Origin of the sequence: Xanthomonas hortorum pv. cynarae, assembly GCF_002939985.1 — a bacterium.
In the GTDB taxonomy this organism is placed as follows: Bacteria; Pseudomonadota; Gammaproteobacteria; order Xanthomonadales; family Xanthomonadaceae; genus Xanthomonas; species Xanthomonas hortorum_D.
Window position 1 is genome coordinate 36452 of record NZ_MDFM01000021.1, and the last position, 12274, is coordinate 48725.

At 64.4% G+C, this 12274-nt stretch carries 9 protein-coding genes; 6 read left to right on the forward strand and 3 right to left on the reverse strand.

All coding sequences use genetic code 11. The annotated features are described in order from the left end of the window. Positions 1 to 225 precede the first annotated feature (225 nt). Together XcyCFBP4188_RS14910 and uvrA are read right to left on the reverse strand one after the other, a co-directional pair. Positions 226 to 633: an acyl-CoA thioesterase gene (locus XcyCFBP4188_RS14910; protein ID WP_006450003.1), complete on the reverse strand. Its 408-nt coding sequence runs from the start codon at positions 631 to 633 to the stop codon at positions 226 to 228. Beyond that, complete coding sequence (gene uvrA, locus XcyCFBP4188_RS14915) at positions 633 to 3599, reverse strand: excinuclease ABC subunit UvrA (protein ID WP_006450002.1); 2967 nt, start codon at positions 3597 to 3599, stop codon at positions 633 to 635. The genes XcyCFBP4188_RS14910 and uvrA overlap by 1 nt, the downstream gene beginning before the upstream one ends. Before the next feature lie 326 nt (positions 3600 to 3925). Between uvrA and rplU the strand changes: the two genes are divergently transcribed. The 3 genes from rplU to obgE all read left to right on the forward strand — a co-directional run bounded on the left by rplU (position 3926) and on the right by obgE (position 5822). Beyond that, positions 3926 to 4246, forward strand: coding sequence for a 50S ribosomal protein L21 (gene rplU / locus XcyCFBP4188_RS14920; RefSeq protein WP_006450001.1), 321 nt, complete (start codon positions 3926 to 3928; stop codon positions 4244 to 4246). Between the two features lie 12 nt (positions 4247 to 4258). Further along, the gene (gene rpmA, locus XcyCFBP4188_RS14925; protein ID WP_006450000.1) at positions 4259 to 4519 is read left to right on the forward strand and encodes a 50S ribosomal protein L27; all 261 of its coding nucleotides are present in this window, start codon (positions 4259 to 4261) and stop codon (positions 4517 to 4519) included. 250 nt (positions 4520 to 4769) lie between these two features. Beyond that, on the forward strand, positions 4770 to 5822 hold the full coding sequence (gene obgE / locus XcyCFBP4188_RS14930) for a GTPase ObgE (RefSeq protein ID WP_006449999.1): 1053 nt from the start codon (positions 4770 to 4772) through the stop codon (positions 5820 to 5822). A gap of 91 nt (positions 5823 to 5913) precedes the next feature. Here obgE and rpsT read toward each other — a convergent pair whose 3' ends face one another. Then, entirely contained in the window at positions 5914 to 6183 is a 270-nt protein-coding gene (gene rpsT / locus XcyCFBP4188_RS14935; RefSeq protein ID WP_002807888.1) for a 30S ribosomal protein S20, read from the reverse strand. A 116-nt stretch (positions 6184 to 6299) separates the two neighbouring features. On the opposite strand from rpsT, the gene murJ reads away from it, so the two are divergent. From murJ to ileS, 3 genes are all read left to right on the forward strand, one after another. Beyond that, positions 6300 to 7892 (forward strand): murein biosynthesis integral membrane protein MurJ, encoded by a 1593-nt coding sequence (gene murJ / locus XcyCFBP4188_RS14940; protein ID WP_006449998.1) that lies wholly within the window; start codon positions 6300 to 6302, stop codon positions 7890 to 7892. A gap of 207 nt (positions 7893 to 8099) precedes the next feature. Beyond that, positions 8100 to 9185 carry a bifunctional riboflavin kinase/FAD synthetase gene (locus tag XcyCFBP4188_RS14945; protein WP_104592379.1) on the forward strand — a complete coding sequence of 362 codons (1086 nt, stop codon included), beginning with the start codon at positions 8100 to 8102 and terminating at the stop codon, positions 9183 to 9185. Positions 9186 to 9191: 6 nt separating this feature from the next. After that, positions 9192 to 12023 carry an isoleucine--tRNA ligase gene (gene ileS, locus XcyCFBP4188_RS14950; RefSeq protein ID WP_104592380.1) on the forward strand — a complete coding sequence of 944 codons (2832 nt, stop codon included), beginning with the start codon at positions 9192 to 9194 and terminating at the stop codon, positions 12021 to 12023. Positions 12024 to 12274 lie beyond the last annotated feature (251 nt).

Here is a 12274-nt window from a genome sequence, read left to right on the forward strand (position 1 = left end):
TTCGAACGGCGCGTAGAAGGCGCTGCTTAGTCAGGCTGCGGTGCCAGCTCACCACGCTGCAGGCATGAAGTCGCTGCGGCAGTACAGTCACTGCATGCTGCAAACGTGCGGTAGTACGAAGTAACGTCATCACACCGCCATTCGAAAACGAAAACGGCGGCTGCCGAAAGAGCCGCCGCCGATCTTTAGCGCTGAGAAAAACTCGGCAACCGGGCCGATAAAATCTCAGCTGCTGGCAGCGCGCACCGCATCCGGCAACGACGCACTCTTGCCTGTTTGCGTGTCGATCCACACCACCACCACGTTGCCATCGGAATAGAGCACGCCCTCGTCCTTCTGGTCGAGGATGCGGTGGCCGATGGTGATGCTGCTGCTGCCCAGCCGCTCGACGAACAGTTCCACCAGGATGTCGTTCGGCCACACCAACGGACGCTTGTAGTTGACGTTGGTGGCTGCGACCACCGGCGCGATGCGATCGGTCATCGACACGCCTTCAACGCCCAGCATCCAGCGCACACGCGCTTCTTCCAGATAGGAAATGTACTTGGCGTTGTTGACATGGCCCATGCTGTCCATGTCGCGCCAGCGCACGCTGATCGGGATGCGTGCCAACACCTTGTGCTCTTCGCTCATCAGCTTGCCTTCTTCTTCGCGGTTTTCTTGGTGGCGGATTTGGCGGCTTTCGCCACCTTTTCCGGTTTGATCTTGCGCGGCGGGCGCGCATCGGGTTTGTTGGCCATGGCCGCCGGACGCGTCTCTCGCGCCTTCACCGACGGCAGCATCTTTGCCAGGAATTGCCCGGTGTAGGACGCCTTGTGTGCAGCCACCTCTTCCGGCGTGCCGGAGACCAGGATGCTGCCACCGCGGTGGCCGCCTTCCGGGCCCAGGTCCACGATCCAGTCGGCGGTCTTGATCACGTCCAGGTTGTGTTCGATCACCACCACCGTATTGCCCTCGTCGCGCAGCTTGTGCAGCACGCCGAGCAGCGCTTCGATGTCGTGGAAGTGCAGGCCGGTGGTCGGCTCGTCGAGGATGTACAAGGTGCGTCCGGTATCGCGACGCGATAGCTCCTTCGACAATTTCACTCGCTGCGCTTCACCGCCGGACAGCGTGGTCGCGCTCTGGCCCAGCTTGATGTAACTCAGGCCGACATCGACCAGCGTTTCCAGCTTGCGCGCGATCGACGGCACAGGCTCGAACAGCCGCAGCGCATCTTCCACGGTCATCTGCAGCACGTCGCTGATGTTGTAGCCCTTGTAGCGAATCTCCAGCGTCTCGCGGTTGTAGCGCTTGCCGTGGCAGACATCGCAGGGCACGTAGACGTCGGGCAGGAAGTGCATCTCCACCTTGATCAGGCCATCGCCCTGGCAGGCCTCGCAGCGCCCGCCGCGCACGTTGAAGCTGAAACGGCCCGGCGAATACCCGCGCGCGCGCGATTCCGGCACCTGCGCGAACAACTCGCGCAACGGCGTGAACATGCCGGTGTAGGTGGCCGGATTGGAGCGCGGGGTGCGCCCGATCGGCGACTGGTCGATATCCACGACCTTGTCGAACAGATCGAGGTTCTCGACCTCGCGATGCGCGGCCACCGGATGCGAGGCGCCGTTGATCTCGTTGGCCGCCAGCGAAAACAGCGTGTCGTTGATCAGCGTGGACTTGCCCGAGCCGGACACGCCGGTGATACAGGTCAGCAGGCCGGCCGGAATGTCCAGATCGACATTCTTCAGGTTGTTGCCGGTCGCCCCGCGCAGGTGCAGCATCATCTTCGGGTTGGGCTTGTGGCGCTGCTTGGGAATCTCGATGCGGCGCTTGCCCGACAGGTATTGACCGGTCAGCGAGCGCGGCGCATCCAGAATGTCCTGCAGCGTGCCTTGCGCGCAGATTTCGCCGCCATGTACGCCGGCGCCGGGGCCGATATCCAGCACGTAATCGGCCAGGCGAATCGCGTCTTCGTCGTGCTCGACCACGATCACCGTATTGCCCAGATCGCGCAGCCGCGTCAGCGTGCCGAGCAGGCGTTCGTTGTCGCGCTGATGCAGGCCGATCGAGGGCTCGTCCAGCACATACATCACACCGACCAGGCCGGCGCCGATCTGGCTGGCCAGACGAATGCGCTGCGCCTCGCCACCGGACAAGGTGTCAGCCTTGCGCTCCAGGGTCAGGTAATCCAGGCCCACATCGACCAGGAAGCCCAGCCGCTCGCCGATCTCCTTGACGATCTTGCTGGCGATCTCGCCGCGCCAACCCGGCAACGACAAACCACGGAAAAAGCTCAGCGCCTCGTTGACCGGCAGCACCACCAACTCGGGCAGCGGGCGGTCGGCCACGAACACATTGCGCGCAGCACGATTCAGGCGCGTGCCATTGCACGCAGGGCAGGGCTGCTGGCTGACGTACTTGGTCAGCTCTTCGCGCACAGCCGGCGATTCGGTCTCGCGGTAGCGCCGTTCCAGGTTCGGCAAAATGCCTTCGAAACGGTGCTTGCGCGTGGTGCGCCCGCCCGCATCGGTGAAGTAGGTGAAGCTGATCACCTCATCGCCGCTGCCGAACAGCACCGCCTGGCGCACCTTGGCCGGCAGCGAGTTCCATACTGCGTCCACGTCGAACTTGTAGTGCTTGGCGAGCGAGGCGATCAGCTGGAAATAATAGGCATTGCGCCGATCCCAGCCGCGCACTGCACCGGCCGACAGTGACAGCTCCGGATGCACCACCACCCGATCCGGATCGAAGAATTCGGCCACGCCCAGGCCATCGCAGCTCGGGCAGGCGCCCACCGGGGCGTTGAACGAGAACAGCCGCGGTTCCAGCTCAGGCAGCGAGTAATCGCAAACCGGGCAGCTGTACTTGGACGAGAACAGATGCGGCGCGGCGGCCGCATCGTCCAGCGACTGCACCGACACCATGCCTTCGCCAAGCTTGAGCGCGGTCTCGAAACTTTCCGCCAGCCGCTGCTTGATGTCCTCGCGCGGACGAAAGCGGTCGATCACCGCTTCGATGGTGTGCTTCTGGCGCAGCGCCAAGGCCGGCACCGCATCGATCTCGTACAACTCGCCGTCCACGCGCACGCGCACGAAGCCGTGCGCACGCAGTTGCTCGAACACCTGTGCATGCTCGCCCTTGCGGTCGCGGATCACCGGCGCCAGCAGCATGTAGCGCTGCTCCTGGTCCTGGTTGAGCATGTGGTCGACCATCTGGCTGACCGTCTGCGCCTCCAGCGGGAACCCATGGTCCGGGCAACGCGGCTGACCGACGCGCGCGTACAGCAGGCGCAGGTAGTCGTAGATCTCGGTGATCGTGCCGACCGTGGAGCGCGGGTTGTGCGAGGTCGATTTCTGTTCGATCGAAATCGCCGGGGACAGGCCTTCGATATGGTCCAGGTCGGGCTTTTCCATCACGCTGAGGAACTGGCGCGCATACGCCGACAGCGACTCGACGTAGCGGCGCTGGCCCTCCGCATAAATGGTGTCGAACGCCAATGACGACTTGCCCGAGCCGGACAGGCCGGTGATCACGATCAATTTGTCGCGAGGCAGGTCGAGGTCGATGTTCTTGAGGTTGTGCGTCCGCGCGCCGCGGATGCGGATGAAATCCATCGCCATGGGGGATCCGATGTCGGGCCGGCGAACCGGCGGTGGTGCGAGCGTGCTCAGCAGGAATGAGTGGCAGTCGATCAGCCTACCCGCCGACCTAGGTGAGGGCAATTGCCCGAAATGCCAGTCTGACCGGAGCGTTGTGGCGGCCGGATGATGCGTTGCATGGAGCCGGATCGATGTCGCCTGCGGCAGGTCGACCTGCCGTCGATCGGAAACCGGCCGGCGCCCGGCTTGCGGGTTGACCCAAAACCCGATAGGCCAGTACAATCCCGCTCCTGTCTGCCCTAGGGCACGTCAGTGCGACCATAATAACTACAGAGGAAAACCTGGTCATGTACGCAGTTCTGGTAACCGGCGGTAAGCAATACCGCGTCGCGCAGGGCGAAACGCTCCGCGTGGAAAAGCTCGAAGTCGAAGCTGGCGACGAGATCAAGTTCGACACCGTCCTGATGTTGGGCGATAGCGATGGCATCAAGCTGGGCGATGCGCTGAAGGGCGCTTCGGTCACCGCAAAGGTTGTGGCCCACGGCCGCGCCGACAAGGTGCGCATCATCAAGTTCCGTCGCCGCAAGCACCACATGAAGCGTCAGGGACACCGTCAGTACTACACCGAAATCGAGATCACCGGCATTGCCGGTGGCGATAAGAAGTAAGGAGAACCAGTCATGGCACATAAAAAAGGCGTAGGTTCCTCGCGCAACGGTCGCGATTCCAACCCGAAGTACCTGGGTGTGAAGATCTTCGGTGGCCAGGCCATCGATGCCGGCAACATCATCGTGCGTCAGCGCGGCACCCAGTTCCACCCGGGTAGCGGCGTTGGCCTCGGCCGTGACCACACCCTGTTCGCCCTGGTGAACGGCAAGGTGGAGTTCTCGGTCAAGGGTGCGAAGAAGCGTCGTACCGTCAGCGTGGTTGTCGAGGCGTAATCGCCCGCTCCATGCAGGCCAGTCCGCCAGGCACCGATGCCTGACGGACGAGACGGAAAGCCCCGCTTTTGCGGGGTTTTTCGTTTGACGGCTGGGAATCGGGAACGGGGAATCGGGAGTCGGAAAAGCCGACTTCTGGCCCCCTCCCGCTCTTTGCTGTCTTGCTGGTGAGTGCGCTCGCTGGCAGGAGTCATGCCACTTTCTTTGGCCGATTCCCCATTCCCTATTCCCCATTCCCGGTTGCAAGCTCATGAAGTTAGTCGACGAAGCAGAAATCCTGGTCAGTGCCGGCAATGGCGGCAATGGCTGTGTCGGCTTTCGCCGCGAGAAGTTCATCCCGCTCGGTGGGCCGGATGGTGGTGATGGCGGCAGTGGCGGCAGCGTGTGGATCGTGGCCGACGAGAACGTCAATACCCTGGTCGACTTCCGGCATGAGCGCACCTTCAAGGCGCAGCGCGGCGAGAATGGCATGGGCCGTCAGGCCTACGGCAAGGGCGGCGAAGACCGCATCATCGTGGTGCCGGTCGGCACCGTGGTGATGAATGTGCAGACCGATGAAATCATCGGCGACCTGACCCAGAACGGCGATCGTCTGCTGGTGGCCAAGGGTGGCAAGGGCGGCCTGGGCAACATGCATTTCAAGAGCTCGATCAATCGCGCCCCGCGCCAGTCCACCACCGGCGAAGAGGGCGAGGAGCGTCTGCTCAAGCTGGAGTTGAAGCTGCTGGCCGACGTCGGCCTGCTGGGCTTCCCCAATGCCGGCAAGAGCACGTTGATCCGAGCGGTGTCTTCGGCAACGCCGAAGGTGGCCGATTACCCGTTCACAACCTTGTACCCGAATCTGGGCGTGGTCAGTGTCGAGGCGTATCGCAGCTTCGTCATCGCCGACGTGCCGGGCCTGATCGAGGGTGCGGCCGATGGCGCCGGCCTGGGCACGCAGTTCCTGCGCCATCTGCAGCGCACGCGTTTGCTGCTGCACCTGGTGGACATCTCGCCGATGGAAGGTGGCGTGGATGGCGTGTCCCCGGCCGATCAGGTGCGCACCCTCGAGCGTGAGCTGGAGCGGCACGATCCGGAGTTGCTGGCCAAGCCGCGTTGGCTGGTGCTCAACAAGGCCGACCTGATGTTCGAGGACGAGGCGCGCACGGCGGCAGAGGCGATCGTGGCCGAACTTGGCTGGACCTCGCCGTGGTATCTGGTCTCGGCGTTGGGTCGCGATGGCACCTTCCCGATCATGAAGGACATCATGGCGTTCTTCGACCGTCAGCGCGAGGACGAGCTCGAGGCGCGCAATGCCGGCTGAGTGGTATCGCAGCCAAACAAAAAACCCGGCCAAGGCCGGGTTTTTCTGTTCCACCGAAAGCCAGGCTTCCGGTGGTGCCGAAACCGATCGCTTACGCGGCCTTGATGGCCTTGATGCGAGCGGTCAGACGGCTCTTGTGACGCGCAGCCTTGTTCTTGTGAATCAGGCCACGGGCGCTGAAACGGTCGAGGATGGGCTGAGCAACGGCGAAAGCAGCTTCGGCGCCTGCAGCATCGTTGGCGTCAAGGGCCTTGATCACCTTCTTGACGGCGGTGCGCAGCATCGAACGCTGGCCCGTGTTGCGCTCATTGCGCACGACGGTCTGCTTGGCGCGCTTCTTGGCGGACTTGATATTGGCCACGGTGGTGGGTTCCTGAAAAATCGGTATGGTGGAAAAAGCAAGCGCGAAAGTATGATGGACCTAGTTATGTACGTCAAGTCAGATGTCAAGAGGGAGGCTGCGTGAGCAAGCCCGGTATGTTGAGAGGCCTGCTCTCGTTCAGTAGTATGACCATGGTGTCGCGGGTATTGGGGCTGATCCGCGATCAGGCGATCTCCACCACCTTCGGGGCCAACGCAGTCACCGATGCCTTCTGGGTGGCGTTTCGCATTCCCAATTTCCTGCGCCGCCTGTTCGCCGAAGGCTCGTTCGCCACCGCGTTCGTGCCGGTGTTCACCGAGGTCAAGGAAACCCGGCCGCATGCCGATCTGCGCGAGCTGATGTCGCGGGTGTCCGGCACGCTGGGCGGCATGTTGCTGGTGATCACTGCGCTTGGGCTGATCTTCACCCCGCAATTGGCGTCGATCTTTTCCGATGGCGCGGCGACCGATCCCGACAAGTACGGCCTGCTGGTCGACCTGTTGCGGCTGACCTTTCCGTTTCTGTTGTTCGTGTCGTTGACCGCGCTGGCGGGCGGGGCGCTCAACAGCTTCCAGCGGTTTGCGATTCCAGCGCTGACGCCGGTGATCCTCAATCTGTGCATGATCGCCGGCGCCTTGTGGCTGGCGCCGCGATTGGAGGTGCCGATCCTGGCGCTGGGCTGGGCGGTGCTGGTGGCCGGTGCGCTGCAGTTGCTGTTCCAGCTGCCGGCCTTGAAGGGTATCGATCTGCTGACACTGCCACGTTGGGGCTGGACCCACCCGGACGTGCGCAAGGTGCTGACCTTGATGATCCCGACCCTGTTCGGTTCGTCGGTGGCGCAGATCAACCTGATGCTGGATACCGTGATCGCCGCGCGGCTGGCCGATGGCTCGCAGTCGTGGCTGTCGCTGGCCGACCGGTTTCTCGAACTGCCGCTGGGCGTGTTCGGGGTGGCGCTGGGCACGGTGATCCTGCCGGCGCTGGCGCGCCATCATGTCAAGACCGACCGCAGCGCGTTTTCCGGCGCGTTGGACTGGGGGTTTCGTACCACGTTGCTGATCGCCATGCCGGCGATGCTCGGTTTGCTGCTGCTGGCCGAGCCGCTGGTGGCCACCTTGTTCCAGTACCGCCAGTTCACCGCGTTCGATACGCGCATGACCGCGATGTCGGTCTACGGTCTGAGCTTCGGCCTGCCGGCTTACGCCATGCTCAAGGTGGTGCTGCCGGCGTTCTACGCGCGCCAGGACACCCGCACGCCGGTGCGCGCGGGGGTGGCGGCGCTGATCGCCAACATGGTGTTCAACTTCGCGCTGCTGGCGGTGGTCTACCAGATCATGGTGCCGCCCGAGCTCAAGGCGCAGGGCGTGATGCAGGCGCTGGGCAAGCAGCCGGGCCTGCATCTGGCGCTGGGGATTGCCAGTGCGTTGTCGAGTTATCTCAATCTGGGCTTGCTGTGGTACTGGTTGGGCAAGTCCGGCGTGTACCAGCGGCGGCCCGGCTGGGGCGGCTATGCGCTGCGCCTGCTGCTGGCCTGCGCGGCGATGGTGGTGGTGCTGTTGGGCCTGCTGTGGTGGTTGCCCTCGTTCACCGTGATGGAAAAGTGGGATCGCATCGGCTGGCTGGCGGTGCTGGTCTGCAGCGGTGGGGCGACCTATCTGGTGGTGCAGCTGGCATTGGGGCTGCGGCCGCGGCATCTGCGCGAAGGGTAGGCAGCCTGGCGGACCGGCCAAGCGCATTGCGAAGCCGCCTGTGTTGTGCGGAGTTCTGACTTCGCGCAGCTGGAACACTCATTGCGCCTGGCCAAGCGTTGCTCACTGCGCGGCGCGCGCCCATGCGGGTTGACAGGCACGGCTATACTTGCAGGTTATGTATCAGTGAGGGTCGGCCGGCAGGCCGGCATCTGTTTGGATCGAGCAATGAGCAGGCAGTTTAGAGACGTCGAAGGCGGGACGCTGTTCCCGCAAGGAAGCGTGGTCTGCATCGGCGCCTTCGATGGCCTGCACCTGGGGCATCGGGCATTGATGCAGCACGCGGTCGAACGCGCGCGCGCGCTGGGCGTGCCGGCAGTGGCGGTGAGCTTCGAGCCGCTGCCGCGCGAGTTTTTTGCCCCGGCTGCGCCGCCGCCGCGACTAACCCTGGCCCGCGCCAAGATCGAAGGGCTGTACGGCCTGGGCGCCGACAGCGTGGGCATGATCCGTTTCGACGGCCGCCTGTCGGCGATGAGCGCCGAGGATTTCGTACGTCTGGCATTGGTTGGCCGGCTGTGCGCCAAAGAGGTCTGGATCGGCCCGGAGTTCCGTTTCGGTCATCGGCGTGGCGGCGATATCGGTTTGCTGCGCGCACTCGGCGAGCAGTACGGATTCGTGGCGGGCGAGATCGCCCCGGTGCACCTGCGCGGCGAGCGTATTTCGGCCACGCGCATTCGCGAGCTGCTGGGCACGGGTGAGTTTGCGCATGCAGGCGAACTGCTCGGCCGCCCGTATGCCATCGGCGGGCGGGTGGTGCGCGGCAAGCAGCTCGGCCGCACGCTGGGCTACCCCACTGCCAACTTGCGCTTTCCGCGCACGCCGGCGCTGTCGGGGATCTATGCAACCTGGGTGCATGGCGTGGCCGAGCGGCCGTGGCCGTCGGTCTCGAGCTTTGGCACCCGCCCGACGGTGGCTGGTGTGGAGCCGCTGCTGGAAGCGCATCTGTTCGATTTTCAGGGCGATTTGTACGGCCGCCACATCGAGGTCGAATTCGTCGCCAAGCTGCGCGACGAAGAAAAGTTCGACGGGCTCGATGCGTTAACCGTGCAGATGCACCGCGACGCCGAGCAGGCGCGTGCTGTGCTCAAGGCGAGTCCCTCGCGATTGCCTGCCGATGCGGACGTTGCTCGCTCCGTCGGTGTTTCCAGCGAGGGACAACACGGCAGTGCTTCGCGCCGCTTGGCAGACACGGACGCCGTCGATGCCACTCCCTCGCAACATCCCCGTACATCACCTCACGCAGCGCAACGGTAGAGACCTGTGACCCAAGACTACAAAGCCACGCTCCATCTGCCCGCGACGGAATTCCCGATGCGCGGCGACCTGCCCAAGCGTGAGCCGGCGATGCTGGAACGTTGGGAGCGCGAGGGGCTGTACGCGCAACTGCGCGCCAACGCGGCCGGGCGCCCGCTGTTCGTGCTGCACGACGGCCCGCCGTATGCCAACGGCCAGATCCATCTGGGCCATGCGGTCAACAAGATCCTCAAGGACATCATCGTCAAGTCCAAGTATCTGGCTGGTTTCGATGCGCCGTACATCCCGGGCTGGGATTGCCACGGTCTGCCGATCGAGATCGCGATCGAGAAGAAGTACGGCAAGGTCGGCGTGAAGCTGGATGCAGCGCAGTTCCGCCAGAAGTGCCGCGAATACGCCACCGAGCAGATCGATCTGCAGCGGCGCGACTTCAAGCGCCTGGGCGTGATCGGCGATTGGGACAACCCGTACAAGACGCTGGATTTCCGCTTCGAAGCCAATGAAATCCGCGCGCTGGCCAAGGTGGTCGACAACGGCCATCTGACCCGTGGCGTCAAGCCGGTGCACTGGTGCTTCGATTGCGGCTCGGCCTTGGCCGAGGCCGAGATCGAATACGCCGACAAGGTGTCGCCGACGGTGGATGTCGCTTACCCAGCGCGTGATCCGGCGGCCATCGCTGCCGCCTTCGGCGCGAGCCTGCCTGCCGGCGTGGGCGTGGCGGTGCCGATCTGGACCACCACCCCGTGGACGCTGCCGGCTTCGCTGGCGGTGAGCCTGGGTGCGGAACTGGACTACGTGCTGGTCGAAGGCCCGGCCGATCGCGGCCAGCCGCGTTGGTTGGTGATCGCCGAGGCGTTGGCCGGCAAGGCGCTGCTGCGTTATGGCGTGGAAACGGTGGTGGTGCACGGCCATGCCAAGGGCGCGGCGCTGGAGCAGATGCTGTTGAACCACCCGTTCTATGCCGAGCGCGAGATTCCGCTGCTGCTGGGCGATCACGTGTCCGCCGAAGACGGTACCGGCGCCGTGCATACCGCACCGGGTCATGGTCAGGAGGACTATCAGGTTTCCAAGCAGTATGGGTTGCTGGAGCGCTACGGCGCCGCGCAGATCAACCCGGTGGATGGGCGCGGCGTGTATCTGCCGTCGACGCCGCCGCTAGGCGACACCGTGCTGGCCGGGCTGCATATCTGGAAGGCCAACGACATCATCATCGATGCGTTGCGCGACACCGGCGTGCTGCTGGCCGCCAGCAAGATGGAGCACAGCTATCCGCATTGCTGGCGCCACAAGACGCCGATCGCGTTTCGCGCCACGCCGCAGTGGTTCATCTCGATGGAGCAGGCCAACCTGCGCGCCGATGCGCTCAAGGCGATCGAAAACGTGCATTGGTATCCGTCCTGGGGCCAGGCGCGCATCGCCGGCATGGTCGACGGGCGTCCGGACTGGACGATTTCGCGCCAGCGCACCTGGGGCGTGCCGATCGCCTTGTTCGTGCACCGGGAAACCGGCGAGCCGCATCCGCGCAGCACCGAGTTGCTGCGCCAGGTCGCCGACCGGGTGGAACTGGGCGGTGTGGACGTGTGGTACACGCTGGACGCGGCCGAGCTGCTGGGCGATGAGGCGGCCGATTACGACAAGGTCACCGACATCCTGGACGTGTGGTTCGACTCCGGCGTGACCCATGAAACAGTGCTGGTGGATCGCGGCCTGCCCAAGCCGGCCGACCTGTATCTGGAAGGATCCGATCAGCACCGCGGCTGGTTCCAGTCCTCGCTGCTGACCGGCGTGGCGATGGACAAGGCGGCGCCGTACAAGCAGTGCCTGACCCACGGCTTCACCGTGGACGAGCACGGCCGCAAGATGTCCAAGTCGCTGGGCAACGGCATCGAGCCGCAGGACATCATGAAGACCCTGGGCGCGGACATCCTGCGCCTGTGGATCGCCTCGGCCGATTACAGCAACGAGATGTCGCTGTCGCAGGAGATCCTCAAGCGCAACGCCGATGCGTATCGCCGCCTGCGCAACACCGCGCGCTTTTTGCTCGGCAACCTGCACGGGTTCGACCCGCTGCAGCATCTGGTGGCGCTGGACGACATGGTGCTGCTGGACCGCTGGATCGTGCATCGCGCGCACGAGCTGCAGGAGAAGATCGTCGCCGCGTATGCGCGCTACGACTTCGCCGAGATCGTGCAGGCGCTGCTGAATTTCTGCAGCGTGGACCTGGGGTCGCTGTATCTGGATGTGACCAAGGACCGCCTGTACACGATGGCCGAGGACGCACGCGGCCGCCGTTCGGCGCAGAGCGCGATGTATCACGTGGCCGAGGCGTTCGTGCGCTGGATCGCGCCGGTGCTGAGCTTCACTGCCGAAGAACTGTGGGGCTATCTGCCGGGCAAGCACACCGACAACGTGCTGTTCGCCACCTGGTACGAGGGCCTGGCGCCGTTGCCGGCCGATGCCGCGTTGACCAGTGCCGACTTCGACAAATTGCTGGCCTTGCGCGAGCAGGTGGCCAAGGTGCTGGAGCCGATGCGTGCCAACGGGGCGATCGGTGCGGCGCTGGAAGCGGAGATCACCGTCGCCGCCGATGCGCAGACCGCCGCGCGCTGGCAGCCGCTGGCCGAGGAGCTGCGCTTTTTGTTCATCAGTGGCGATGTGACCGTCACCGCAGCCAGCACCGACGACATCTTCGTCAGTGCGCAGCCGACCGCCAAGGCCAAGTGCGTGCGCTGTTGGCACCACCAGGCCAGCGTGGGCAGCGATCCGCGTCACCCGGAACTGTGCAGCCGCTGCGTGAGCAATCTCGAAGGCCCGGGCGAGGCGCGTCGCTGGTTCTGATGCGGGCATCGACGGCAATGCGTCGCGGAAGATTTCGCGACGCATTGCCGATGTTTTCGTAGAACGTGCTGCGCTGGAACGGGCCGCTGCTTTATTTGCAGGCTGCTGCGCCACACGCTTACGCGGCGCTGACCGCTACGCCTGATGCGTTGTGGCGCTTGCTGAAGCTCGCGCTTACGGCAAAGCGGGGCAGGGCAGTTGGCTGAAACGTCCATGCCATCCTCGCTTGCCTGTCATCCAGCTTTGGTCAT